The sequence below is a fragment of the Pseudoxanthomonas sp. 22568 genome, from assembly GCF_052044485.1.
In the GTDB taxonomy this organism is placed as follows: Bacteria; Pseudomonadota; Gammaproteobacteria; order Xanthomonadales; family Xanthomonadaceae; genus Pseudoxanthomonas_A; species Pseudoxanthomonas_A beigongshangi.
This window is the reverse complement of sequence record NZ_JBQENC010000003.1, coordinates 351,711-376,297: the sequence shown is the minus strand read 5'-3', so window position 1 is coordinate 376,297 and position 24,587 is coordinate 351,711. Positions and strand designations below refer to the sequence as shown.

Annotated in this window: 27 protein-coding genes and 1 tRNA gene; 12 read left to right on the top strand and 16 right to left on the bottom strand. The window is 67.6% G+C overall.

Going from position 1 to position 24,587, the window contains the following annotated elements; translation table 11 throughout:
* Window positions 1–299 precede the first annotated feature (299 nt).
* On the bottom strand, window positions 300–1,040 hold the full coding sequence (locus tag ACTJI2_RS05905) for a DNA alkylation repair protein (RefSeq protein ID WP_440841440.1): 741 nt from the start codon (window positions 1,038–1,040) through the stop codon (window positions 300–302).
* 138 nt (window positions 1,041–1,178) lie between these two features.
* Window positions 1,179–1,754: an FMN-dependent NADH-azoreductase gene (locus ACTJI2_RS05900; RefSeq protein WP_192198750.1), complete on the bottom strand. Its 576-nt coding sequence runs from the start codon at window positions 1,752–1,754 to the stop codon at window positions 1,179–1,181.
* 116 nt (window positions 1,755–1,870) lie between these two features.
* Here ACTJI2_RS05900 and ACTJI2_RS05895 point away from each other — a divergent pair, with 116 nt between their 5' ends.
* Window positions 1,871–2,878, top strand: a complete 1,008-nt coding sequence (locus ACTJI2_RS05895) for a LysR family transcriptional regulator (protein WP_183636847.1) — start codon at window positions 1,871–1,873, stop codon at window positions 2,876–2,878.
* A 128-nt stretch (window positions 2,879–3,006) separates the two neighbouring features.
* Window positions 3,007–3,096, top strand: a tRNA-Ser gene (locus ACTJI2_RS05890).
* Between the two features lie 92 nt (window positions 3,097–3,188).
* Here ACTJI2_RS05890 and ACTJI2_RS05885 read toward each other — a convergent pair.
* Window positions 3,189–4,037 carry a hypothetical protein gene (locus tag ACTJI2_RS05885; RefSeq protein WP_440841432.1) on the bottom strand — a complete coding sequence of 283 codons (849 nt, stop codon included), beginning with the start codon at window positions 4,035–4,037 and terminating at the stop codon, window positions 3,189–3,191.
* 226 nt (window positions 4,038–4,263) lie between these two features.
* On the opposite strand from ACTJI2_RS05885, the gene ACTJI2_RS05880 reads away from it, so the two are divergent.
* Window positions 4,264–5,370: a sensor histidine kinase gene (locus tag ACTJI2_RS05880; protein ID WP_440841431.1), complete on the top strand. Its 1,107-nt coding sequence runs from the start codon at window positions 4,264–4,266 to the stop codon at window positions 5,368–5,370.
* Complete coding sequence (locus ACTJI2_RS05875; protein WP_440841430.1) at window positions 5,367–6,119, top strand: LytR/AlgR family response regulator transcription factor; 753 nt, start codon at window positions 5,367–5,369, stop codon at window positions 6,117–6,119. The genes ACTJI2_RS05880 and ACTJI2_RS05875 overlap by 4 nt, the downstream gene beginning before the upstream one ends.
* Window positions 6,120–6,136: 17 nt before the next feature.
* Here the strand turns inward: ACTJI2_RS05875 and ACTJI2_RS05870 are convergent, their stop codons facing one another.
* Window positions 6,137–6,622 (bottom strand): DoxX family protein, encoded by a 486-nt coding sequence (locus ACTJI2_RS05870; RefSeq protein ID WP_440841429.1) that lies wholly within the window; start codon window positions 6,620–6,622, stop codon window positions 6,137–6,139.
* A 212-nt stretch (window positions 6,623–6,834) separates the two neighbouring features.
* Here ACTJI2_RS05870 and ACTJI2_RS05865 point away from each other — a divergent pair, with 212 nt between their 5' ends.
* From ACTJI2_RS05865 to ACTJI2_RS05855, 3 genes are read left to right on the top strand one after another with little or no spacing between them, the layout of a single operon-like run.
* Entirely contained in the window at window positions 6,835–7,527 is a 693-nt protein-coding gene (locus ACTJI2_RS05865) for a glutathione S-transferase family protein (RefSeq protein ID WP_440841428.1), read from the top strand.
* A gap of 2 nt (window positions 7,528–7,529) precedes the next feature.
* Window positions 7,530–7,883 (top strand): ArsR/SmtB family transcription factor, encoded by a 354-nt coding sequence (locus ACTJI2_RS05860; protein ID WP_440841427.1) that lies wholly within the window; start codon window positions 7,530–7,532, stop codon window positions 7,881–7,883.
* Window positions 7,884–7,903: 20 nt separating this feature from the next.
* A complete protein-coding gene (locus ACTJI2_RS05855) occupies window positions 7,904–8,392 on the top strand; it encodes an SRPBCC family protein (protein ID WP_440841426.1) in 489 nt (162 codons plus the stop codon).
* Here the strand turns inward: ACTJI2_RS05855 and ACTJI2_RS05850 are convergent.
* The 3 genes from ACTJI2_RS05850 to ACTJI2_RS05840 form a co-directional block, all read right to left on the bottom strand.
* Complete coding sequence (locus tag ACTJI2_RS05850; protein WP_440841425.1) at window positions 8,389–8,910, bottom strand: hypothetical protein; 522 nt, start codon at window positions 8,908–8,910, stop codon at window positions 8,389–8,391. The genes ACTJI2_RS05855 and ACTJI2_RS05850 overlap by 4 nt on opposite strands.
* Window positions 8,911–9,030: 120 nt before the next feature.
* Window positions 9,031–9,795: an SDR family oxidoreductase gene (locus tag ACTJI2_RS05845; protein WP_440841424.1), complete on the bottom strand. Its 765-nt coding sequence runs from the start codon at window positions 9,793–9,795 to the stop codon at window positions 9,031–9,033.
* Window positions 9,796–9,910: 115 nt separating this feature from the next.
* Window positions 9,911–10,621, bottom strand: coding sequence for a glutathione S-transferase family protein (locus ACTJI2_RS05840; protein ID WP_440841423.1), 711 nt, complete (start codon window positions 10,619–10,621; stop codon window positions 9,911–9,913).
* Window positions 10,622–10,737: 116 nt separating this feature from the next.
* Here ACTJI2_RS05840 and ACTJI2_RS05835 point away from each other — a divergent pair, with 116 nt between their 5' ends.
* Entirely contained in the window at window positions 10,738–11,634 is an 897-nt protein-coding gene (locus tag ACTJI2_RS05835; protein ID WP_192198743.1) for a LysR substrate-binding domain-containing protein, read from the top strand.
* Between the two features lie 47 nt (window positions 11,635–11,681).
* Here ACTJI2_RS05835 and ACTJI2_RS05830 read toward each other — a convergent pair whose 3' ends face one another.
* From ACTJI2_RS05830 to ACTJI2_RS05820, 3 genes are all read right to left on the bottom strand, one after another.
* Entirely contained in the window at window positions 11,682–12,497 is an 816-nt protein-coding gene (locus ACTJI2_RS05830) for an isocitrate lyase/PEP mutase family protein (RefSeq protein ID WP_440841422.1), read from the bottom strand.
* Window positions 12,498–12,807: 310 nt separating this feature from the next.
* Window positions 12,808–13,029: a hypothetical protein gene (locus ACTJI2_RS05825; RefSeq protein ID WP_440841421.1), complete on the bottom strand. Its 222-nt coding sequence runs from the start codon at window positions 13,027–13,029 to the stop codon at window positions 12,808–12,810.
* A 347-nt stretch (window positions 13,030–13,376) separates the two neighbouring features.
* Window positions 13,377–14,249, bottom strand: coding sequence for a M28 family metallopeptidase (locus tag ACTJI2_RS05820; protein ID WP_440841420.1), 873 nt, complete (start codon window positions 14,247–14,249; stop codon window positions 13,377–13,379).
* Between the two features lie 173 nt (window positions 14,250–14,422).
* On the opposite strand from ACTJI2_RS05820, the gene ACTJI2_RS05815 reads away from it, so the two are divergent.
* Window positions 14,423–15,070, top strand: a complete 648-nt coding sequence (locus ACTJI2_RS05815) for a response regulator (RefSeq protein ID WP_183636819.1) — start codon at window positions 14,423–14,425, stop codon at window positions 15,068–15,070.
* Between the two features lie 121 nt (window positions 15,071–15,191).
* Here ACTJI2_RS05815 and ACTJI2_RS05810 read toward each other — a convergent pair whose 3' ends face one another.
* Window positions 15,192–18,344, bottom strand: a complete 3,153-nt coding sequence (locus ACTJI2_RS05810; protein ID WP_440841419.1) for an Rne/Rng family ribonuclease — start codon at window positions 18,342–18,344, stop codon at window positions 15,192–15,194.
* Window positions 18,345–18,755: 411 nt separating this feature from the next.
* Here ACTJI2_RS05810 and ACTJI2_RS05805 point away from each other — a divergent pair, with 411 nt between their 5' ends.
* Window positions 18,756–19,745 (top strand): RluA family pseudouridine synthase, encoded by a 990-nt coding sequence (locus tag ACTJI2_RS05805; RefSeq protein ID WP_440841418.1) that lies wholly within the window; start codon window positions 18,756–18,758, stop codon window positions 19,743–19,745.
* A 17-nt stretch (window positions 19,746–19,762) separates the two neighbouring features.
* Here the strand turns inward: ACTJI2_RS05805 and ACTJI2_RS05800 are convergent, their stop codons facing one another.
* Genes ACTJI2_RS05800 through ACTJI2_RS05790 form a run of 3 tightly spaced genes read right to left on the bottom strand, consistent with a single transcriptional unit; the run spans window position 19,763 to window position 20,992 of the window.
* Window positions 19,763–20,221 (bottom strand): hypothetical protein, encoded by a 459-nt coding sequence (locus ACTJI2_RS05800; protein WP_440841417.1) that lies wholly within the window; start codon window positions 20,219–20,221, stop codon window positions 19,763–19,765.
* A 7-nt stretch (window positions 20,222–20,228) separates the two neighbouring features.
* Window positions 20,229–20,642, bottom strand: coding sequence for an energy transducer TonB (locus ACTJI2_RS05795; RefSeq protein WP_440841416.1), 414 nt, complete (start codon window positions 20,640–20,642; stop codon window positions 20,229–20,231).
* Window positions 20,642–20,992, bottom strand: a complete 351-nt coding sequence (locus tag ACTJI2_RS05790; protein WP_183636806.1) for a 4a-hydroxytetrahydrobiopterin dehydratase — start codon at window positions 20,990–20,992, stop codon at window positions 20,642–20,644. Before ACTJI2_RS05790 ends, ACTJI2_RS05795 begins: the two co-directional genes overlap by 1 nt.
* A 92-nt stretch (window positions 20,993–21,084) precedes the next feature.
* Between ACTJI2_RS05790 and ACTJI2_RS05785 the strand changes: the two genes are divergently transcribed.
* Together ACTJI2_RS05785 and ACTJI2_RS05780 are read left to right on the top strand one after the other, a co-directional pair.
* Window positions 21,085–21,681, top strand: coding sequence for an NfuA family Fe-S biogenesis protein (locus ACTJI2_RS05785; protein ID WP_183636803.1), 597 nt, complete (start codon window positions 21,085–21,087; stop codon window positions 21,679–21,681).
* Window positions 21,682–21,696: 15 nt separating this feature from the next.
* Complete coding sequence (locus tag ACTJI2_RS05780) at window positions 21,697–23,349, top strand: hypothetical protein (protein WP_440841415.1); 1,653 nt, start codon at window positions 21,697–21,699, stop codon at window positions 23,347–23,349.
* A gap of 245 nt (window positions 23,350–23,594) precedes the next feature.
* Here ACTJI2_RS05780 and ACTJI2_RS05775 read toward each other — a convergent pair whose 3' ends face one another.
* Window positions 23,595–24,050, bottom strand: a complete 456-nt coding sequence (locus ACTJI2_RS05775; protein WP_440841414.1) for a c-type cytochrome — start codon at window positions 24,048–24,050, stop codon at window positions 23,595–23,597.
* A gap of 6 nt (window positions 24,051–24,056) precedes the next feature.
* Window positions 24,057–24,473 carry a c-type cytochrome gene (locus tag ACTJI2_RS05770; RefSeq protein WP_440841439.1) on the bottom strand — a complete coding sequence of 139 codons (417 nt, stop codon included), beginning with the start codon at window positions 24,471–24,473 and terminating at the stop codon, window positions 24,057–24,059.
* Between the last annotated feature and the right edge of the window lie 114 nt (window positions 24,474–24,587).

The window sequence follows — 24,587 nt, the reverse complement described above, 5'->3', positions numbered from 1 at the left end:
GTCGCGCCGATTCTTACCGGACGACCGCGCATCCCGTAGCCGAGCAAGCTCGGCTCTACGCCTGCTCCTTCGGAGAAGAGAGGGACCGAAGGGGATTCGTGCTCACATCGCCTGACCGGCACCCGCGAGCGCTCCCGTAGAGCGGAGCTTGCTCCGCTGCCCGACGCCGCGCGATTCCTTGGTCCGATTCGTGCCGATTTCTCCCGAACGACCGCGCATCCCGTAGCCGAGCAAGCTCGGCTCTACGCCTGCCCCTTCGGAGAAGGAGGACGGACCGAGGGGAATATTCGCTTGGCCGCTCAGCGCCGCGCCAACCGCTGCGCAACCTGCGGGCGGGTCAGATCGCGCAGCGCGTCCTTGCCTATCCAGCGTTCGGTGGCGTCCTCCGAGGCGGCCAGCCGGCGCGCCAGCGCTACTGCGGTCGCATGCAACCCGGCACGGCGCTGGCCGATGGCCCGCAATGCCCAGCTGACCGCTTTCCTAACGAAGTTGCGCGGATCGGCGGCAGCCACCTCGACCAATCGCAAGCCCTCGGCGAACCCGTCATCGCCCGCCGCCTTGTCGTGGACCGCCAGGCCTGCGAGCAGGGCGAACGCGGCGCGCTTCTCGAATTCGCCACGCCGGCCGCTCCATTGCGCCACCTTGCGCCAGGCATGCGGGCTGCGATCGAACAGGTGGAAGCACAGGGTGTCGCAGACGGCCCAGTTGTCGAAGTCGCGGCACCAGCGGTCCATCTGCGCGGTACCCAGCTGCGCGGGATCGGCAACGAAGGCGACCAGCAGGCGCGCCTCGTACACGCCGGTATCCCACAGGGCCGGCGCCAGCGCAGGCTGGCGTCCGATGCGCTTGCCGATGGCCTGGATCTTCGCCATCGGTACGCCCAGGGCGTGATCGTCGGGAATGCCGAAACGGGCGAGTCCTTCCCGATGGGAGGCACTTGCCTGTTGCTTCAGCATCGCCAGCGCCTGAATGGCGCTCACCGGCTCGATGGTGGCGGCCTTGCGGAAAGCGGTGCGCGTGGGCTTCTTGGCGACGGGCATGGGCAAGGCGGCGATCAGATGCGCGCAAGCATAGCCACGCGGCGTGGCTCATGTCCCGCGCCGGTGAGGCGGACCAAAAAAAGGCCCGCTTGCGCGGGCCCGGAGAGAGGAACTGCCAGGAACGGGGATGCCGGGCGATCAGGCCGCCAGGCGCTGCGGAACCGGAATCGACGCTAGTGCGCTGGCGAGCGCATCGACGCGGTGCTGCGGCGAATAGTTCACGCCCTCGGCGCGCACGAATTCCACGTCGGTGATGCCCATGAATCCCAGCACGAACTTCAGGTAGGACTCCTGGAAGTCGCTGGCGGCGCCGTGGATGCCGCCGCGGCCGCTGGCGATGATCACTTTCTTGTTGCCGGCCAGGCCTTCCGGCCCCTTCTCGGTGTAGCGGAAGGTGCGGCCGGCCACGGCGACGCGGTCAATCCAGGCTTTCAGGGTCGACGGAATGCCGAAGTTGTACATCGGCGCCCCGATGACCACGACGTCCGCGTCCAGGAACTGCTGGAGCGTTTCTTCGCCGGCGGCGGCCACCGCCGGATCGGCCTTGGCCAGTACCGGTCCGGTCAGGTGGGGCAGGGGAGCGGCATCCAGATCGCGATAGGTGACCTTCAGACCAGGCACCTGGTCCTGCCAACGGGCTACGATGGCGGCGGTGAGTTGGCGGGTGACCGAGTTGTCGGCCAGCGCGCTGCTGTCGATGTGCAATAGTTTCATGATGGCTTTGTCGGGTGGATGCGGCCGTGCCGCGTTGGATGCCATCTTGGGTTGTTGCGAAAACAGGATAAAGCTGGTCTAATATCACTGATTGTTCTGATAATGGAACTATAGTCATGCAGCACGACCTCAACGACCTCTATTACTTCGCCATGGTGGTCGACCACGGCGGCTTCGCCGCGGCCGAGCGCGCTCTGGGCATTCCCAAGTCGCGGCTGAGCCGGCGCATCAGCCAGCTGGAAACCGATCTGGGCGTGCGCCTTCTGCAGCGTTCCACCCGCCGCTTCGCGGTGACCGACGTGGGCATGAGCGTGCATCGGCATGCGCAGACGATGCTGGCCGAAGCCCAGGCCGCGCGCGAGGTGGTCGATCGCCTCAGCGCCGAGCCGCGCGGCGTGGTGCGGGTCAGCGTGCCGGTGGCGGTGGCGCAGATGCAGTTGCCGAAGATCCTGCCCAAGTTCCTCGACAAGTACCCGAAGGTGCGGTTGCAGCTGCACGTCAACAACCGGCGCGTGGACATCATCAACGAAGGCTACGACGTGGCGCTGCGCGTGCGCGCCAAGCTCGACGATGACGGCAGCCTGGTGATGCGCAGCTTCGGCCAGATCCAGGAACTGCTGGTCGCCAGTCCGAAGTACCTCAACCGCGCCGGACGCCCGCAGGCGCCGGAAGATCTGACCAACCACGTCACCCTGAGCATCAGCGAGGACGAGGCGCGCCAGCGCTGGGAACTGCATGGTCCGGACGGCGAGGTGCGCCGGGTCGAACTGCAGCCGCGCCTGGCCGGATTCGACTTCCCGCTGCTGCAGGCGATGGCAAAGGACGGCTACGGCATCACCCTGTTGCCGGAAACCGTCTGCGCCGAGGCCGTGCGCAAGGGCGAACTGGAAGTGGTGCTGCCGGAATGGTCGCTGCCGCAGGGCATCTGCCACGCGGTGTTTGCTTCCCGTCGCGGCCTGCTGCCGGCGGTGCGGGTGTTCATCGACTTCCTGGCAGAACACCTGCCCCAGCAGATCGAAGCCTCGCGCCTGGACTGCGGCGGCAAGTGCTCGGAGGCGGCGGAAAGGGCGCTGGAACTGGCCCTGGACAACGCCCGGGCCGGCAAGGTCAAGAAGGCCTCGTAAGCACGCGCACGGGCTTCATGCGAAAATGCGCGCCGGCCCGAGGGCTGGCCTGCAGCGCCTGTCACCGCAGGTCGATGGTCAAACCGGCGAACCGATGCAACGCATCGGCGGGATGCAGCAGATACAACGGAGAGATGGCCGAGCGGTTTAAGGCACCGGTCTTGAAAACCGGCGAAGGGTCAAACCTTCCGTGGGTTCGAATCCCACTCTCTCCGCCAAACCTTCGAGAACGCCCCCTACGGGGCGTTTGCGTATCCGTCTGCAGCATGATGGGGCGGCACTTACAGGCAAGTTGCAGTGTCCGCCTGCGTCACTTCTTCTTCTTCTTCGCCTGCACGCAGTTCTCCAGCCACAGCATCCGCTTGAAATCGTCGTAGCGGTGGAAGCTGCCGGTGAAGGTCGCGTAGTCGCCCTTGCGGAAGGTCAGCACGTTGGCGAGCTGGTTGGCATTGAACAGGCAGGCCACGCCCACGCGCGGTTGATCATCGCCGGGCACATTGAGCAGCACCTCGCTCTCGTCGGGAATGTCGAAGGAGACGTTGTACTCGGCGCCATCTTCCTGGATGTAGTCCACGCGGCCCTTCAGGCTGTACTTGCGGCCCTTGTGGCGGGCGTTGACCACCAGCGCATTGCCCTTGGCCTCGCGCGCGATCTCGCGGGAGAACACGTATACGTCCTTGAACGTGGTGTCCGCCACGTTCTGGGTGCGTGCGCCCTGCGCGCCGGCGGTCCTGCCTTCCTTGCCGCCCTTGATCTTCGCCATCAGCTGGCACATGTACGGACGCATCGAATCGGCCTTGGCAAACTGGCCCTTCTCGGTCTTGACCGTCATCTCCACCACCGCCGCGTTGCCCTCCTGGCTGACGTTGATCAGCGTGGGGACGGCGCGGGTGAAATTGGTCGAGCGCTGTTCCACCAGCATTGTGCCGGTGCCCGCGTCCTCGGTGATCACGTCCATCTTCTCGGCGATCATGATGCCGCGGATCTGACCCATCGCGTCGGCCACGGACAGATCCGACACCGTTACCTTGCTGGAGAAGTCGGCGCCGGAAAACACGCTGCCGGATTTGCTGAAGTTGTTCTCGCATTCACCGGCCAAAGCGGCCGAGGTCGCGCCGGCCAGGGCCAGGGGAAGAAAGGAAAGAAGTCGGTGTGCCATGGGATCCTCTCGTGGTGGAAGCCGTCGTCCTTGCGCGGAAGCTGAGCTTCCTGGCGTGTCCGCCCGGCGGGAGTGCGCACATCTTTCTCGCCACCGGCACATGGCCGCCATCCGGCTGTGACGAACGGCACCCGGCGCGTGACGAACGCCACGTCCGCGCAGCGAACGGAAAAAAAGCCCGTCGGACGCTTGTACGACGCGGCGGCGGAGCGGTAGGGTGGCGCCCGTGGACAAGCGCCCTTTCAAGATTCCCCTGATCGTCTGGATGGTCCTGCTGTGGTGGACTGCCTACTCGTTGATGTTCGCCAGCCAGGTGGTGGCGATGGGCGAGGCGGACGGCAAGCCGCTTGCCTGGTCCAGGGCACTGCATTTCAGTTTCGGCGGCTGGATGACCTGGGTGCCCTTCAGCCTGGGCATCCTCTGGCTGGTCCGGCGCTTTCCGATCGAGCGCGGGGCTGTCATGCGCGCGCTGCTCGTGCAGTCGCTGGCAGTGGCAGCGATCATCGTGCTCAAGGCCGGCTACATCTACGTCACCAATCCCGTGTTCCAGTGGTACGACGCGCTGCCGGGCTTCGGCGAAGTGGTGATCGCCAGCATCCGCAACAACCTGATGACCTCATGGACGGTGATAGGCGTGGCGCATGCCGTCGTTTACTACGAGCGCGCGCGGGAGCGTGAAAAACGCATCGCCGACATCGAGAGGAGCCTGGTCTCCAGCCGGCTGGAAGCGCTGCGCGCCCAGCTCAATCCGCATTTCCTGTTCAATGCGCTGAATTCGGTGGCGGAAATGGTGCATGTCGACAGGGAACTGGCCGACCGCATGCTGGTGTCGCTGTCGGCGCTGCTGCGCGACGGACTGAAACAGGACGAGGTCCAGGAACGGCCGTTGCGCGACGAGTTGGCGGTGGTCGATCACTATCTGATGATCGAGAAGATCCGGCTGACCAGCCGCCTGCAGGTGCGGCGGGAAATCGACGAGGAATGCCTGGACGTGCCGGTGCCGGTGCTGATCCTGCAGCCGCTGGTGGAAAACGCCATCGTGCATGGCATCGCCCGGCGCAAATCACCCGGCTGGCTGCTGATCCGCGCATATGTGGCGCATCGCGTCCTCCATCTGGCGGTGGAGAACAGCGCCGAACCCGGCGCCGGCACCGTCGCCGGCCACGGCGTGGGTTTACGCGGCGTTTCGGGGCGCCTGCAACTGCTGTACGGCGATCGCGCGCGCCTGCTGCGGTCCGAGACCGCCGTCGATCGCTACGTGGTGGAACTGGAAATTCCGTTGCCGGCGGAGGCCGCGTTGCCGGCTACACCCGCGCTGGAGCAGGTGGCGTGAGCCTGAAAGCCGCCATCGTCGATGACGAACCGCTGTCGCGCGCGCGCCTGCGCCGGCTGCTGGAAAAGGTCGCCGGCGGCAGCATCGCGGTGGTGGCCGAGTGCGTGGACGTGGAGGAATTGCTGGAGGCGGCCCGCAGGACCGCCATCGACGTGCTGTTCCTGGACATCGAGATGCCGGGCGGCGATGGATTTTCCGCGCTCACGCAATGGCGTGGACCGCAGCCGCTGGTGGTGTTCGTCACCGCCTATCACGAACACGGCGCGCGCGCCTTCGATGCCCGCGCGGTGGACTACCTGCTGAAGCCGCTGTCGGCCGAACGCCTGCAACAGACGGTGGAGCGCCTGCGTGAACGGCTGGCCTTGCAGGGCCTGCAGGTGGCGACGATCGACGACGGTGTGCGCCGGATTCCGCTGCAGGTCGGGCAGCGCGTGCAACTGGTCCCGGAGAGCCAGATCAACGTCGTCGAGGCGCAGGGCAACTACCTGGACATCGACTGCCAGCAGGGACGCTACACCCTGCGTCGCACGCTGGCGTCGTTCGAGGCGGAACTGGACGCGCTGGCGTTCCTGCGCGTGCACCGCTCGACCATTGTCCGCGCGGGCGCGATCCGGGAAATCATGCCGATGGGGTCGGGCCGCTACCGGATCGATCTGCATACCGGACGCCGGTTGGTCAGTGGCCGCAACTACCGCGATCAGATCCACGGCTTGATCCGCCGCGGCATCCCGGTGCCATCACCCGCGTAGCGCTCCCCGCGACCGCATCAATCCGTTCCGGTCAACCTCACCAGCGGTGGTGGCGCCTTGTCCTTCACCTGCGGCGTGAGGGCGGCAACGACCTGCGCGTGCCGATTGGCGTCATGCGCGGCGATCACCAGCAGCATGGCGAGCAGCGCGATGCTGTACTCGCTGCCGCCGATGCCGTGCTCGCCGACGAACCAGCCGTTCTTCCAGTGGATGAGCAGGATGCCGACGCCGGCAATCACCGCCAGGCCCGAGGCCGCCCAGCGCACGCCCAGGTTGAGTACGAGCAGCGTGCCGGCGGTGAGTTCGTACAAAGTGATTGCCCAAACCCAGGCCGAGCCGTGCGGGAATCCCTGTGCCTCCATGAATTCGGCGAAACGGGGAATCGTGCCGTTGAAGATGCGGACGGCGGCGTGGGCCATGAACAGGATCGCGGTGACGATGCGCAGGAGCTGCAGGCTGGTCCCGGCGCGGATCCAGGGATAGCCGTTGAACAGGGAATGCATGGGCGATGTTCCGAATGGCTGGCGCGGGGGAGGGGGCACGATGGACATCGCCGCATCGCCGGACAACGCGGCTGGGACAAAGGGCACGGCCGGGGTGACCAAGTGGAAGCCGGCGCGGGCACTTGCGCCCGGCCCCGTGTCGCGCTAATACTTAGCCAACAGGGAAACTATTGGGCGGGCCATTCCCGGCGCGCATTCCCCGGAGGACATCGATGGATCTGGTGCTCTATTACCACCCGCTCGCCTCGTTCTGCCACAAGGTGCTCATCGCGCTGTACGAGCACGGCACGCCCTTCGAGGGCGTCATCGTCCGGCACGACAACGCCGATTCGCTGGATGCGTTCCTGGAGGTCTGGCCGGTGGGCAAGATGCCGGTGCTGCGCGATGTGCGCCGCGGCGCGGTGATTCCGGAATCCAGCATCGTGGTGGAGTACCTGGACCAGCACTATCCCGGCCCGCGCCCCATGTTGCCGACGGAGCCGGAAGCCGCATTGCAGGTGCGGCTATGGGATCGGTTCTTCGACCACTACGTCCACCAACCGGTACAGAAAGTCGTCATCGACCGCCTCCGCGGCGACGGCGAACACGACGCACGCGGCGTGGCCGAAGCGCTGGCCACGCTCGATAGCGCCTATGCCATGCTGGAAAAGCAACTGGCCGGACGCGAATGGATCGCCGGCGACACTTTCAGCCTGGCCGACTGCTCCGCGTCGCCGTCGCTGTTCTATGCCGGCATCGTGCACCCGTTTCCGCCCGGACTCGGCGCGCTGGCGGCCTATTTCGAACGCCTGATGGCGCGGCCCTCGGTGCGCCGCACCTATGACGAGGCGCGGCCTTACTTCGATCTTTTTCCCTATCGCGAGCGGATACCCGCACGCTTCCTGCAACCGCTGGAGACGGACTGACCATGGCGGCGCAGGCTTCCGAACGCCTGGACGCGCTGTTCCATGCGCTGGCCGACGACAGCCGGCGGCGGATGGTCGATCAACTCAGCCAGGGACCGGCTTCGGTATCGGAGCTGGCGCGGCCACTGGACCTGGCGATGCCGTCGGTGGTCAAGCACCTGGCCGTATTGGAGCGGGGCGGACTGGTGGCCTCGGAGAAGCAGGGGCGCGTGCGCACGTTCCGGCTGATACCGGGCGCGCTGGCCCAGGTCGAAGCGTGGGCGGCCGAACGCGAGCGTGGCTGGCGGCGTCGCTTCGACCGGCTGGAAGCCTTCCTCGCCCGCACCGGATCCGATGACGCGGATTCCTCCCGCTGAAACTGCCCAAGGAGCATCGCATGCCGCCCCTTTCTGAATTGTCCGAGGCGCACACCCACTTCCGCATCGATCGCAAACTGCCGGCAACGCCGGCGCGGGTGTTCGCGGCGTGGTCGCAGGCCGAGGCCAAGCAGGCGTGGTTCTCCTGCCACGACGACTGGAACAACGCCGGCTACGCGCTGGATTTCCGCATCGGCGGCAGCGAATACAACCAGGTCCATGACAGCGATGGACTCGCGCACGTGTTCCGTGCGCATTTCCTCGACATCGTGCCCGAGCGGCGCATCATCTACGCCTACGACCTGCTGCTGGGCGAGCGGCGCATCTCGGTATCGCTGGTGACGGTCTCGCTGCGGCCCGATGCCAGCGGCACGCTGATGTCGTTCACCGAACAGGTCGTGTTCCTGGACGGCTATACCGATCACGGCGAACGCCGCGAGGGGACCGAAGTCGGATTGGAGAAACTGGCGGCCTGGCTCGCCGGGACCTCCGACGCCATCGCCGGCTAGCGTTTGCGCGTTCCCTCGAGGCGGGCGTCGAGCATCGCCTTCACCTCGGGACGTTCGAAGCCGATGTCCAGTTCGCCGTCGCTGATCTTGCGCGCATAGGCGTCGCAGGCCTGGAGCCGGCGGGCGGGCTCATCGACCTGTTCCATCTCCTCGGCGAAGGTGCCGGCGACCTCTTCGACCGCAGCCATGAGCGCGGCTTCGGCTTCTTCGCGGGTGACGCCGAACTGGCGCACGCCCATCGCGTAGGTCTCCTCGCGCAGGGCAGGGCCCAGATCCACGTAGGCCTGGTTGCGTTGCCGCCAGGCGCGGATGCTGTCCAGCCCGGTGGCGGCGAAGCCGGCGTCCTGGCGGGTGCAGTAGTCGAGAATCCTGCTGACCGTTTCGGTGCGGGTGGTGACGTTCTGCGCCGCGCGCAGCAGGATCTGCTGTTCCTCCGACAACGGCGCTTCCTGCGTCGATGCGGTAGCCGTTGCCAGGCACAGCGCCGCGCCGACCCATCCCATGGTGTTCGTCTTCATCGATGTTCCCCCGTGGCGGCCGCTGCGGACCGCCGTTGAGCCGATTCCCCGCCGCCACTCTAGCGTGGCGCGCGCGGACAGGCGAGGAGGGAAAGCGGGAAAGTGCCGGGCGCGCCGCCTCTACATGCGGGTGATCGAAACGCCACCATCGACCAGCAGCGCGGTGCCGGTGGTGAAGGAGGAGGCGTCGGAAGCCAGGTACAACGCCGAGCGCGCCTGTTCCTCAGGCGTGGCGGTGCGCTTGAGCGCGTGCAGGTTCTCGACGAAGGCCCAGGATTCCGCGGTGCCGTTCATCGCCCGTGCCATCGGCGTGTCGGTGCCACCGGGAAGCAGGGCATTGACGCGGATGCCTTCAGCGCCGAACTCCGCCGCCAGCGCGCGGGTCAGGCCGAGCAGGCCGGCCTTGCTCGCCGCGTAGGCGGCCGCGCCGGGCAGGCCGACCGTATGGCCGACGAAGGTCGAGGTGAAGATCAGCGAGCCGCCGCCGCGCGCCTGCATTGCCGGCAGTTGGTGCCTGGCGGCCAGGAACGCGCTGGTCAGGTTGATGTCCAGGGTGTCGCGCCAGCCTTGCGCGGATATGCCCGGTGTCGGTCCCATCTCGCCAAGCGTGCCGGCGTTGTTGAACGCGATGTCGAGCCCGCCGAAATGTTCGAGCGCGGCCTGTACCGCGGCCTGCGCGCAGCTTTCGTCACGCACGTCGCCGGCGACCGCGATCGCTTCGCCGCCCTCGTCGACGATGGCGGAGACCAGCCGGCGCAGACCTTCCTCGCCGCGTGCGACCGCGACGATGCGGGCGCCTTCGCGCGCGAACAACCGGGCACTGGCCTCGCCGATACCGGAACTGGCGCCGGTGACGATGGCGACCTTGCCTTGCAGAACCTTCATGGAGAATCCTCGTGGAGAAGAAGCGCCAGTGTGTCGGCGATGCCTTCCGGCGACTCTCCGGTTCTTGCGCCTCCGGCGACGGGATGCCGCCGGAGGCCATTCATTGCCCGGGGAATCAGGCCGCCTGGCGGAACTCGCCGAGCACGCCCTGCAGTGGCACGTGGCCCTGGAATCCACCTGCGGACACCGCCGGGCGTCCTGCTTCGACCGCATGCGCGAAGATCACCGCCGGGTCGGCTTCCAGTTTTTCGAACAGACGCTGCAGGTTCGGGTAATCGCGGCGATCGATCACGTCGTGGTACTGCGTCCAGCGGGCAATGCCGATGAAGTAGGCGTCGGCCAGCGTGCGCTGATCGCCGAGCAACCAGGGACGGTCGCCCAGCAACTGTTCCAGCAGGGCATGCGCGCGCACGACCCTGCCGCGGCCGTATTCGCCCAGCACCTGGTTCTCGACGCCTTCGCTGCCGTGCTCCAGCGCATGCCATAGCGGGCTGAAGGCGTTGAAGAAGGCGGTGTTGAGGAACGCCAGCATCTGGTTGAGCCGATCGAACCCCGGCGTGCCCTGGGCGAATGCCAGCCCGGTGTCCAGGCCGCGCGCGCCGAGATGGTTGAGGATGGCCATGCTTTCGCTGATGGCGCGGCCATCCGTGGTGATCAGGGTGGGGGTCTCGCCGACCGGATTCAGGCGGCGATAGTCGTCACCGGTGACTTCCTCGGGCATGGCAATCCGGCTGAGCCGATAGGGCAGGCCGAGCCATTCGAGCGCGACGATGGAACCGAAGGAGCAGCCCGAAGGCACGCCGTACAGCAGGGTAGTGGTGGTCATGGATGAAGATCCTGGGGGTGAAGGGGAATCCGGCCGGTGGAGAAACAATAGAACTGTGGACTTTGACCGTGTAGTTGGCAAAATGGCGACTTATCGTCCACATTCATGGACTTCCGGTGCTCAATCTCAACGACCTGGTGTTCTTCGTCGCCGCGGTCGAACACGGCGGTTTCGCGCCGGCCTCGCGCCGGCTGGGGCTACCCAAGTCGACCCTGAGCAAGCGCGTGGCCGAACTGGAAGAGGCGCTGCAGGTGCGGTTGATCCATCGCACCTCGCGCAGCTTCACCCTGACCGACGTCGGACGTGATTTCTACGAGCACGCCCGTGCCTCGATCATCGAGGCCGAGGCCGCGCAGGACATCGTGCGCCAGCGGGTGGCCGAGCCCAGCGGCACCGTGCGCATCACCGCTTCCGTGCCGGTGGCGCAGGAGCAACTGGCCGCGCACCTGCCGCGACTGGCGCAACGGTTCCCGCGCCTGTGCCTGCAACTGGACGTGACCGATCGGTTCGTGGACGTCGTCCAGGAAGGCTATGACATCGCCGTGCGCAGTCATTTCGCGCCCTTGCCCGATTCGGGACTGGTGCAGCGCCGAATCGGGCAGGAAAGCATCGTGCTGGTCGCTTCACCCGGCTATCTGGACGCCCACGGAATGCCGGCGGACCCGGAAGCGCTGGAACGGCATGACGGCTTGTTGAGTGGTGCCGGCGCAACGCGCTGGACACTCATGGCGGAGGCCGCGGACGCGCGGACCGTGGAGGTCACCCCGCGGCCGCGCATGATTGCCAACGAATCGCAGGCGCTGCGGGCGGCGGCAGGCGCGGGGCTGGGGATCGCCTGCTTGCCGGAATCCTTGTGCCGCCCGGATTTGGACGAAGGCCGGCTGTCGCGTGTCTTACCGGGATGGCATGCCGGCCGGGTGACCACCACGCTGGTGATGCCGCACCGGCGCGGGCAACTGCCCGGCGTGCGCGCGGTCGTGGATTTCCTGATCGAATCCCTGGGCCACGACTGACGCGCCACACGATGAATGCAGCGGCGCGCGACGTCGAACGAGGCGGATCAGGCGGACGCGAACAGCGCGTTGAGCTGCCCGTAGCCCAGCGCCTGCGGATCCGCCGGCATGCCGGCGCCCTCGGCGAGGAACGACTGCGCACGGCGTTGCAGGTGGCCAGCGACCGATTCGGCGAGATCCGAACCGGCGCTGAGGCGGCGCACACCACACCGGCGAAGCCGGTCGCGATCCGGCAGCGCGGCGCGCCACAGGACATTCAGCGGCAGGCCCGCGTCCTGGGCGATGGCGGTGATCTCGGTTTCCTCGACCACGCCCGGCACGAACAGCCCATCGGCGCCGGCCTCGCGGTAAAGCGCGGCGCGCGCCAGGGTTTCCTGCACGCTGGCCGCACCCGCCGGAGCGAGCCGGCGCAGATAGACATCGGTGCGCACGTTGACGAACACATCGCTGCCAGCCTCCCGGCAATGTTCGCGGATGCGCGCAATCTTGGCGCACAGCACGGCGGGATCGTCGCCGCCGTCCTCGAGGTTGATACCCGACACGCCCCGCCGGACCAGATGCAGCACCGTGTCGGCGACGGTGTCGGGATCATCCGAGTAGCCGCCTTCGATATCGACGGTCAACGGCGTCGACAGGACACGGACGATGCTGTCGACGCTGTCCAGCAAGCGCGCGACCGGTAGATGGTCGCCGTCCGGATAGCCCTGTGACCACGCCAGGCCGGCGCTGGTGATGGCGCTGGCGCGCGCGCCCAGCGATTCGATCAGGCGCGCGCTGCCCGCGTCCCAGGCGTTGGCGAGCAGCAACAGCCCATCGGCGTGCAACTGGCGGAAGAGGGCGGTGCGTTCGGCGGTGGTCGGCATGCTGGCGGTCCAGGAGGGAATGCCGCGATGCTGCCACAGCCCGCGTGCGCGGACTCACCGTTTTCGGCCATCATCAGGCCGCAGCAAAAAAGAAAGGTCCGGCACCATCCAGGCCGGACCTTGAAGGGGGAGGTTCCCGGGCCGCTTCCGCTTGCTCAAGGCGGCGCCCTTTTCCTTTGCAGAGCGGTCTTCCTGACCGTCGCAGGGCGTGCTTCCGGGAACGCGTCCAGAATGCCGCGGCGCACGCGACCAGTCAGTCGGTGCAGTGCCCGACCTGCTGTAGGAAAAATCCGATGTCCCGGGACCCGGGTCAGGCACGCAGCCGACGAACGCCGCGGAACAGGCGCCACTTGCCGTCTCCTCCCTCGACATTGATCGCGTAGTCGAGGCCCTGCTGCTCGCGTTGCCAGGCGAGCTTGCTGGCGTAGGCGAGCGCGGAAATGCGCGACGGGAAATGCAGGGGTTCGGATTCGTTGATCGACAGCAGGAAACTGCCATCGTGGCCGGGCAAATGGGGGAGATCGAGCGTCATCATGGCGCGGCAGGGCAGCATCGGTTGCCGACAGGCTAGCGACAGGGATGTCATCTCCGTGCAAAGAAACGCCTTCGCCTTTGGTATGACGCGCCGGCACGCCGCACGCGCTTCTCTACACGGCTTCTTCGCATCGGACGACGTATAAACCGGACGAGTGGCAGGCGCCGATCACCCCGGCCCGCTTCCCGGACCGGCCGATGACCCGGGAGCCACCAGAGAGCCCAACGTCCGCGCACAGGCGTGGATGCCCGGCGGTCAATCGCGAGCCCGACACCGTCGCCGTCCGGAAAGCCGGGGCGGTTCTCGCATGCCGCCCCGGCAAGGTGCTTCTTTCCGCGTGTTTCTTATCGCGCGGCGGCATCCCAGTCGCGCAGTCCCTGCTCGATGACATCCAGGGCATCGTCCACGCGCCCGTCGTCGAGTTCGGCGACCGTGTCACGCGGACTGTGGATGACCTGCATGACCTTCGGTGCGGTGGTCGGTTTCTTGCCGCCGAAGACCGCCAGGATCGGGTCGATTTCGTCGCCGCCCACCAGCGAGAAGGAAACCGCCGGCCATTCCTGCTTGAGGAACGCGAGATGATCGGTGGGCGGATAATGTTCACCCGGCTGGAAGCCCAGCTTGTGCGCCGTGCTTGCGCTGCGCAGCGCGGCGATCAGCGGGGTATCCGCTTGCGGTGACATCATCCACAGGGTGTCGCCCCAGCCGAACACGTCGAAGTTGACGTACAGCGCAGGTTTCTCGCGTCCCGGCGTGGTGACGTAGGCATGCGAGCCGAGCAGCCCGGCTTCCTCCAGATCCCAGAACGCGATCTGGACCCGATGGTTGACCAGTGGCCGTGCCTTCAGGCGCGCGGCCAGTTCCAGCACCGCGGCGGAACCGGATGCGTTGTCGGTCGCGCCGTGGCCGACCGCGACGCGATCGTAGTGCGCGCCGATCAGCAGCAGCGGTGCATCGGCTTTTCCGCCCAGGTCGGCGAGCAGATTGCGGCCATGCTTGTCCTTCTGTTCGAAGGCCTCTTCGCGCCAGGTCACGCCCATGGCGTCCAGGCGATGGGTGATGGCCTGTCCGCGCGCGGCGGTATCGGCGCCCGCGCTGATGCGGGCGACCTGGCCTTTCCATTCCGCCGCATCGCCGCCGTCGGCGGCGCAGACGGGCAGGGCAACCAGCAGCAACAGGCCGGCCCAGAACGGGCGTGCCGATGTTTTCGATGTCATTCAAGGCTCCTTCCGAAGGCGTGAACGGCGAGTATGCATGAGCCGGGAACCCGGACGATGCATGACCAGTGGGAGGTCATCGCGGTGCGGACGGACGGCTAGAATGTGAGTTGCGATGGCCGCATTCCGGGAATAGGCTCGGTGTTGAGCCGAGGCTCGAAAGGGGATGTGGCATGACGATTCGAGTATTCCTGATTGACGATCACGCGCTGGTGCGGACCGGCATGCGGATGATCCTCGCGCAGGAAACCGATTTCGAGGTGGTGGGCGAGGCGGAGAGCGGCGAGGAGGCCTTGCCGGTCATCCGCAAGCTGAAGCCCGACGTGGTGCTGTGCGACCTGCACCTGCCTGGATACAGCGGGCTGGAAGTGACCGAGCGCATCGTGCGCGGCGATCAGGAGACGCGGGTGATCATCGTGTCGGTGCTGGAAGACGGGCCGTTGCCCAAGCGCCTGCTGGAAGCCGGCGCATCCGGCTATCTGGGCAAGGGCGGCGACGCCCAGGAGCTGATCCGCGCGGTGCGTGACGTCGCCCGCGGCAAGCGCTATCTGGGCAGCAGCGTGGCCCAGAACCTGGCGCTGCTCAACGTGTCCGGGGATGGTTCTCCCTTCGATGCGTTGTCGCCGCGCGAACTTGAAGTCGCCATGCTGCTGATCCAGGGCCTGCGCCAGGAAGAAATCGCCAAGCGCCTGAGCCTGAGCGCCAAGACCGTCAACACGCACAAGACGCGCCTGTTCGAGAAGGCGGGAGTCACCGACAACATCGCGCTGGCGCGACTGGCCGCCCAGTACGGATTGCTCGACCCGGCACGGGCGCTCTAGCGGGCCGGTTGCCCGGCGCTTCCATCCGGCGCCAAGCGCGCACCGCGCCTTTCAAGCGGACAAAAAGAAAACCGGCTGTCGCCAGCCGGTTTTCGTCGTGCCTGCGCGCTTGCGCCTGATGTCAGGCGCTGCGCTCGTTCTCCGGATGATCCGGATCCACCGGCTGATCTTCATCGTCGTTGTGGGCGATGCCGGCCGAGGTCTCCGGTGCGGTCGGCTTGGGCGTGGCGACCGGTTCGAACAGGCCGCGTGTGACCGACGGCGGGGTATCCGCATCCAGCGCGAAGAACAGCGATCCGGTGGTGCCGCGTGGCGGCGCGGACGGCGTCGCCGGCTGGGCGGCCGGGGCCGGCTCGGCAAGTTCGGCGCGCACCGGTTCGCTGGCCGGCTCGGCCACGGCTTCAGTGCTCGCCGCCACCGGGGAGGAGGTCACTTCGATCGGAGCGGGCGTGATCGCCGGGGTTTCGGTCACGCCCGCCGCGGACGCAACGGCGGGAGACTCCGTCGCGATGTCCTGCTGAACCGCCTGGACAATCTCGTTGCCGGCTCGGGCTTCGACCCTCACGGTTTCGGCGATGACGGCGCGCGCGTCGCCACTGTCCGCGACCGCGGCGACTTCGGCCCGTGCCTCGGCAACGACTTCGACCGGTGCCGTCGGGACGGCGACGGGAGCGGTCTGTGCCACGGCATCCGCCACGGGCTTGTCCTGCACCGGCGTGGCCGGAGCAGGCGTCACCGGCGCGACGGCCGTCGGACGGTTGGCACCGGCGGGACGGGACGGCGCGGGAGCCGGTTCCTCGTCGTCGAAATCGAACTCCGGCTGCGAACGGCTGGCGACCGAATCCTGTTCGTCCGGACCCAGATCGGAAAGATCGTCGCCGCCCTGATCGTCGGCCAGCGTTGCGCCCTCGGCATTGCCACGACGGCGACGGCGGCCACCACGGCGACCACGGCGGCGACGTCCGCCGCCTTCGCCCTGCGCGGCATCACCGGCCGCGCCTTCCTCGGACGCAGTCACGCTGTCCGCGGCGGCTGCATCCGCGGTCTGTTCGGCGATGGTTTCAGGCTGAACCTGCGGTTGCGGACGCGGTGCTTCCGTTGCAGCAACCGCGGCCACGGTAGCGATCTTGCCCACCTCGGTCTCGGCGGGCGCGACGGCGACCGGCGAAGCGGTTTCCGGCTTCGAAACCGGGGCGACCTGCGGCTTCTGCGCCGGCTGGGCCTGTTCGCCGCGCGGCTTCGGTGCCTGCGGCTGGCCTTGGCCTTGCTGCCCCTGTTGACGGGGAGCCTGCGGCTGCTGTTGTTGCTTCTGCTTGGGCTGTTGCTGCTGCCCCGGCTGCTTGGGCTGCTGCTCGCCGCGCGGCTTCTGCTGCGCGTTCTGCTGGCCCTTGCCGCGGCCTTCCTCACGGCGCTGCTGGCCGTTGCCGCCGCGTCCCTGGCTCTGCTGCTGGCGGTTGTCACGGCGCTGGCCGCGATCATTGCGTTCGTTGCGCGACTGGCGGTTGTCCTGTTGACGCGGCTGCGGCGCGGGCGCCGGCGCGCTTTCGGCACCGACCAGGCGCTTGAGCCAGCCGAACAGGCCACCGGAAGCCGGCGTGGCGACCTGCGCCGGGGCAGGCGCGGGGGCGACCGGCGCGGGCGCAGGGGCCTCGCGTTCCTCGCGTACCGGGGCGGGCTGCGAATGCTTCACGTGGGTCACCGCCGGAGCGGCCGGGATGTTCAGCTGCGCCTTGGTCAGCGCATGCACCGGCAACTTGCGCGGGGTGCCGCGCTGATAACTGGGCTTGGTGGTTTCCTCGCCCAGTTCGTTCTCGCGGACGCGGGTGACTTCGTAGTGCGGGGTGTGCAGCGCCTCGTCGGCGACGATGATGATCGGCGCGTCGTGGCGGGTCTCGATCTCGCGCAGCGCGCCGCGCTTCTCGTTGAGCAGGAAGTTGGCGATTTCCACCGGCGCCTGGACCAGGACCTGTCCGGTGTTCTCCTTCATCGCGTGCTCCTCGGCCACGCGGATGATGGACAGCGACAGCGACTCCACGCTGCGCATGCGGCCGTGGCCGTCGCAGCGGGGGCAGACGATCTGGCTGGATTCGCCCAGCGACGGACGCAGGCGCTGGCGGCTCATTTCCATCAGGCCGAAGCGCGAGATGCGGCCCAGCTGCACGCGGGCGCGGTCGTACTTCAGCGCGTTCTGCAGGCGGTTCTCGACCTCGCGCTGGTGCTTGTTGCTCGACATGTCGATGAAGTCGATCACCACCAGACCGCCCAGATCGCGCAGGCGCAGCTGGCGGGCCACTTCCTCGGCCGCCTCCAGGTTGGTGTGGAACGCGGTCTCCTCGATGTCGCCGCCCTTGGTGGCGCGCGCCGAGTTGACGTCGATGGCGGTCAGCGCCTCGGTCTGGTCGACCACGATGGAGCCGCCGGAGGGCAGGCGGACATTGCGTTCATACGCGCCTTCGATCTGGGATTCGATCTGGAAGCGGTTGAACAGCGGGATGTCGTCCTTGTAGTGCTTGAGCTTGCGCAGGCTCTGCGGCATGACCTGCTGCATGAACTCGCGCGCGGTCTCGTGCAGTTCCTCGGTGTCGACCAGGATTTCGCCGATGTCAGCGCGCAGGTAGTCGCGCAGGGCGCGCACGATCAGGCGCGACTCCTGGTAGATCAGGAACGGTGCCGGCTTGGTCAGCGCGGCCTCGGCAATCGCCTTCCAGACCTGCAGCAGGTAATCCAGGTCCCACTGCAGCTCTTCGGCGTCGCGGCCGACGCCGGCGGTGCGGATGATGACGCCCATGTCGTCGGGGATGGCCAGCGAGTCCATGGCCCGCTTCAGCTCGGCACGGTCATCGCCCTCGATGCGGCGCGACACGCCGCCGGCGGTGGGCGAGTTGGGCATCAGCACCATGTAGCGGCCGGCCAGGGAGATGAACGTGGTCAGGGCGGCGCCCTTGTTGCCGCGCTCGTCCTTGTCCACCTGGACGACGACTTCCTGGCCCTCGCGCAGCAGTTCGCGCAGGCCGGCCTTGTTGTGGTCGACCCCGGCCTGGAAATAGTCGCGGGAGATTTCCTTCAGCGGCAGGAAGCCGTGCCGGTCTGCACCGTAGTCGACAAAGGCCGCTTCGAGGGAAGGTTCGAGCCGGGTGATGCGGCCCTTGTAGATGTTGGACTTCTTCTGCTCTTTCGACGGTTGCTCGATATCGATGTCGTACAGCGTCTGGCCATCCACGATCGCGACGCGCAGTTCTTCAGCCTGCGTCGCATTGATCAACATGCGTTTCATTGTTTGCGTTCCTCGCGCGCTACTACCGCGCGGAACGCCATGGCGTTTCGCCTCTGGAACGGTGCTCCGCCCCTTGCGCAGGCGCAGCGGGGCGGGTTGGGTTTCCAGCGCTACGACACCACGGCAGGCCGCGGGAGCGCTTTTTTTAATGTGTGTTACGGGCCGGCGGCAGCTTCCCAACCAGTGGTGGCGCCGCGCGGGACATGTTCAGCTACGGGCGCCGTCACGCGTCCGGCGGTATCCGGGTTCGCCGGCAAGCCGCTAACATGGCCGCCCCTGGGGCGGTGGCCGCGCGCCTGCCGGAATCGCGGGGAGCCGGGCTTCTGGCCCACGGCTTGCTTCCAAGCCGGCAACTCCCTGCGAAATCAAACCCTTATCTCGCCCGCCGAGTGTAGCAGAATAATAGTGACCATGACCGCTTCGCCCCCCGCTTCACGGCCGCAGGCCGGGACCAAAGCCACCGTTCGCCTGGTCAGGGTCCCGGAAGACCGGGGCGGACAGCGGCTGGACAACTTCCTGCTGGGCCAGTTGAAGGGCGCGCCACGCAGCCTGGTCTACAAGCTGGTCCGGAGCGGCCAGGTCCGGGTCAACGGTGGTCGCGCCAAGGCCGAGCGCAAGCTGGAGGCGGGCGACGAGGTCCGGATCCCCCCCGTCAATCTCATTGAAGCTGGAGACAAGGCGCCGCCTCCGACCGGCTTCCTGCAACGGATGGAGGCGGCAATCGTGTTCGAGGACGCCCGCCTGCTGGTCATCAACAAGCCCTCCGGGGTGGCCAGTCACGGTGGCAGCGGCATCAGCCACGGCGCCATCGAGACCATGCGCGTGCTGCGCCCGGGACAGACGCTGGAACTGGTGCACCGCCTGGATCGCGACACGTCCGGCCTGCTGATCATGGCCAAGAAGCGTTCCGCGCTGTCCGAACTGCAGGCGCTGATGCGCGAGAACGACAGCGACGAGGGGCGCGGCATCGAAAAGCGCTACCTGACCCTGCTGGTGGGGCGAATGCCGGACGGGGTGATGAGCGTGGATGCGCCATTGCATGTCGGCCTGCGCCAGGGCGGCGAGCGGCATGTGCAGGTCAATCCCGCCGGCAAGGCGTCACTGAGCCATTTCCGGGTACTGGAGCGGCGCGGTGGTCATTCGTATTGCGAAGTCGTCATCGAGACCGGCCGCACGCACCAGATCCGCGTGCATGCGCAGCACCTCGGGCATCCGGTGGCCGGGGACGACAAGTACGGGGATCCGGCGGTCAACAAACGCCTGCGCGACCAGGTCGGCCTGAAGCGGCTGTTCCTGCACGCCGCCTCGCTGGAATTCGCCCTGGACGGCGGCAAGACGCCCTACCTGCTCAATGCGCCGCTGGCGCCGGAATTGGCTGAAGTGCTGAACCGGCTGGGTTGAGCCGGCAAAAACCGCTTTCAGAGCTGCGGCGCCAGGCGCTGTTCCGCAATGGCGCGCAGTTGCGGCTGCTCGGTTCGCACGGTGACATGTCCGGGTAATCCATCCGGAAAACTCAGCACCAGATCCGCCTGCGAATAGGCGAGACAGCAGCGTGGCTCGAATGGCGTCGCCGCATTGGAAACCAGCGGAATCACGATCTGCAGATCTTCATCGGCGCGCCAGGCGCGGATACCCGCCGCATTGACGCTTTCCTGTTCGTCATGGCGAACGGTCAAGCTTACTCGCAGGGTTCGTTCGTCGACGACGGACACCAGCATGTCGGCGGCACGGCCGTCACCCGGAATCGATTCCGCCTCGGCGATATGCGCATCGACGCGGACGGGCAGGTAGCGCAACTCGGCGGGCTGCGGCGGAGGCGGTGGCAGATTGGCGGGCTGGACTTGCGCCAAGGACCACGCCAGCAACAGGTTCAGCAACGCAGGTTCATCCCTGGCGTTGCGAATCCAGCGCGAAGCACTGGTTCGGCCGTTCGGCGGGCGGGGTGAAGGTCACCGGCACCTGGATGGTCTGGCTGATCGCCTGGCCGTTGCGGGTGGCGGCCTTGAACTGCCATCCGTGCACGGCCTTCTGCGCCGCTTCGTCCAGCGCCGGTTGGCCGCTGCTCTTGAACACGCCGACTTCGGTCGGAACGCCTTCGATGCCGACGACGACCTTCAGCGTGGACACGCCGCCGATGCCGGCGCAGGCCAGTTCAATCGGATACTCCGGCGGGGGCGTGTCGACCGCCGCCAGTTCGGTCGGCGGCGCCACCGGCGCGGCCGGGGTGCCGGAACCGCCGCAGGCGGACAGCGTTGCCGCCAGCACGATGGAAGTCGCCAACAGGGGAAGAATTCTCATCAGGGAGCTCCGGTGACCAGCGCCTCGGCCTTGGCCGCGCAGATGAAGTCGTTTTCGCTCAGTCCGCCGACATCGTGGGTCGAATAGCGGACCACGGCGCGGTTGTAATGTACGCCCAAATCCGGGTGATGGTCCTCGCGGTGGGCGATGTAGGCCAGCGCATTCACGAACGCCATGGTCTCGTGGTAGTTGGCGAAGGTGAAGGTCTTGCACAGCGCATGGCCGTCCTCGGCCAGTTCCCAGCCGGGCAGTTCCGGCATCAGTTCGGCGATGCGGGCCTGGCCCAGCTTGTGCTCGCCGCCACGCAGGGGCACGCAATGGGCCTGGGCGAGGGGGATCAGGTCGGTCATGGGTCCTCCAGGAAAGCCGGTCCGCTGAACGCCGGCACACGTTACGATGGTCCGGACGGGCAAGCCCCGGCCGGAACGCTAGAATACCCCGCATGATCCAGATTTCCGACAGCGCACAGGCCCATTTCCGCAAACTGATCGAGCGCGAGTCGCTGCCCGGTCTCGGCGTGCGGCTCAGCGCGGTGCATGCAGGTACCCCGCGCGCCGATGCGCGCCTGGAGTTCGCCGAACCGCGCGATCTGGCCGGCGACGAATGGGCGGTGGACTGCGACGGGTTCACCCTGTACGTGCAAGCCGACAGCGTGGCCTGGCTGGATGGTGCCGAGATCGACTACGTCTACCAGGGTGCCAGCACCCAGCTGACCATCAAGGCGCCCAAGATCAAGGGCGAGGTGCCCGCCGAGTCCGCATCGCTGGTCGAGCGCGTGCGCTGGGTGGTGGAAAACGAGATCAATCCGCAACTGGCCCAGCACAAGGGCAAAGTGGCGGTGGAGCAGGTGACTGGCGACGGCGTCGTATACCTGCGCTTCGGCGGCGGTTGCCACGGTTGCGGCATGGCTGACGTGACCCTGAAACAGGGTATCGAGAAGACCCTGGTCGCGCGCGTTCCCGGCGTGACGGCGGTGCGCGATGCCACCGATCACGACACCGGCGCGGCTCCCTACATTCCCCGCGGCAACGCGGCCTGACATAGCCCCGCGCCGGTGACGCGAGCCGCCGAACTCATCATCCAGGCGCTGTTGCCGCGCAAGGCGGCTCCCATACTGGAGCGTCACACCGGCCTGCCGTACGGCTGGGGACTCTGGCTGCGCGCGCTGCCGGAACGGCTCGGCATCATCACCCGTGAAAGGTCCGAAGCCATCGTCACGGACCTGATGACGCGCCCGCCGCCACCGCCGGGTCCGATCGCGCCCGCGCTGGGTTTCTGGGGCGGTCTGCGTTCGCTGTTCTATCAGGACTGGGATCCGCCGCCGCGCGAGGAACGCGGCATCCGCTGGCTGGCTGGTTTCACCAGCCTGCTGATGCACCTGTTGTTCGTGCTGCTGCTGGTCTGGGTCGCGGTGGTCCGCCTGCCGCCATCGCCGGCGGAAGCCGGCGACAGCAGCCGCGTGCAGGTCGAATTCGTCGGCCGCGGCACGCCCGAGGAAACCGGTGGCGGCGCGCCGCAGGCGACCTCTTCGCCGGCGCCGGCCGCTTCCGGTGGCGAGGCCGCGAGCCAGGATGCCAGCACCGTGGCCACGCCCCGGCGCATGCCTGAATTCGTGCCGCCGTCGCCGACGCTGGCCACCGAAACACCGCAGGTGCGCGAACGCGAGATCGCCGAGCCGGCACCGCAGGCACCGCAGCCGGTGCAGGTCACCGAAGTGCCGGCGCCGACCACCGAATACGTATTGCCGCCGCCCAATCTGCGTCGCGATGCGGTGACCGCACCCACGATCACCCCGCGCGAACTGAGCGTGCCGCAGCGCGAGGTCACCGTGCTGGAAACCCCGGCGGTACCGCGCGTGGACACGCAGCGCGGGATCGCCGCACCGCAAATCAACCGACCGGTGCCGCAGGTGCAGGAGCGCGAGATCGCCGCGCCGTTGCCACAGGTGCGCACGGCGCAGGTACCCACGCGGGTGGCGCCGGTGCGCGATCTGCAACAGCCGGCCCCGGGCGTGCGCGAACGCGAGATTCCGGCGCCGCGCCCGGCCACGACGCAGGGCAATGCCAGTGCGGCGAGCACGCCGGCCCCGGCCACCGCCCGCGATACCGGCACAGGTTCGCAGGCGGCCACGCCTTCGGCGTCGAAAGGCCTGCAGCCCGGGGCGACGCGATCGGGACCGGCGCAGACCGATCGCAGCGGCGGCTGGGCCACGCCGCAGCGCGGCGACGACTGGGGCGCTTCGCGGCGCAACGTCGCTGGCGACAGCGGCGCCAATGCCGGACAGAAGCCCGGCCTGTTCAACGCCGATGGCAGCGTGCGGGTGCCGACCGGCGCCGGTGCCGGCGAGGGTCCGGCGACCGCCAGCGAACGCGGCGCGCCGGGTGGCGGCAATGACCAGTGGACGCGCGAGAAGATCGACAGCTCCGGCACTTGGCTCCAACGTCCGCCCTACGACTACGAACCGACCAGCTTCGACAAGTACTGGGTACCGAACGAATCGCTGTTGGCCGAATGGGTCCGGCGCAACATCCGCGAAGCGGTGATCCCGATTCCCGGAACCCGCAAGAAAATCCGCTGCGTGGTGTCCGTGCTGCAACTGGGCGGCGGCTGCGGCCTGTTCGACCCCAATCTCAACGAACAACCGGCTTCGGCGCGTCCGCCACCGGAAATCCCGACCAAGCGCACGCCGGTTCCCACCGATTCCTGACGCCGGGCGCCACGGGTGTGGCCGTTCGGTGGCGAGATACACGACTTGGGGGAAAACAGCTGGCGTTTTCCGGCCAACCGTCCAGCGATGGCATCACGCTGATGCAAAGCCTGCATGGCATGCGGCATACCGGCACGAATCCAGGGCCGATGAGGGTGGACCCGGCCATTGCGGATGTCATCGGCACAAAAAGAAACGGAGCCTTGCGGCTCCGTCTCCGACGAGGATGTCTGCCTGTCGCGGCTTCAGTGCACGCCGTGCAGGTCGCGCAGCTTGGACTCGCGCGAGCCGAAGTAGGCGGCCAGATCCGAGATGTCCTGGTCGCTCAGGCCGGCGGCCTGCGGCGACATCAGCGCGTGCTGGCGATCGCCGGCACGGTAGGCCTGCAGCGCATGCGCGATGTAGTCGGCGTACTGGCCGCCCAGCTTCGGGTAAGTGCCGTCGATCGGGGCATTGCCGTCGGCGCCGTGGCAGTCGATGCAGCTCTGGCCGGTGGCCTTGCCCTTGGCGTTGGCCAATTGCTCGCCTGCGGCGATGCGGCCGTCCGGCAGGCCGGCGGAGGAACTGGAACCGTGCTCGCCACTGGCGTGGCCGGGATCGGTGGCGGCGGTCTCGTTGGTTTCCACCTTGGAGCATGCCGCCAGTGCGAGGGCGGCGAGCAGGGCGATGGCTAGACGCTGGGCGTGCTTGGCGTTGGGCATGGCGGATTACTTGACGGTGGAAAGGAAGGCGGCGATGTCGGCGATGTCCTGATCCGAGAAGCTTTCGGACTGCGCCTGCATGGTCGGGTGCTTGCGGGCCCCCTTCTTGTATTCGGTCAGCGCATTGACCAGATATTCCGCCGACTGGCCGCCGATCCGCGGCACGTGGTAGTTCGGGTAGGCATTCTTGTAGCCGGTGATGCCGTGGCAGCCCTGGCAGGTGTACGTCAGGGTGCGGCCCTTGTCGGCGTTGCCGGTGATCGGCGCGGCGGCGGGGGCTGGGGCGGCGGGAGCTGCCGCCGGAGCCGCAGCAGCGGGGGCCGGCGCGGGCGCGGCTTCGCTGGTGGGGGTCTGGGCGGTCAGGGCGGCCATCGGCAGGGCGGCGGCCAAGGCAAGGCAAGCGGCGAGCGGAAGCGGTCGCATCATGTCGTTAATCCGGGACTCTCATTTGCGCGCGCCGCGTCCAACCGCAGCGCTTGGCTCCGCGAAGTATAACGTTAACGTCACGAATGCCGCCATCCGCCGGACGGTCACGCC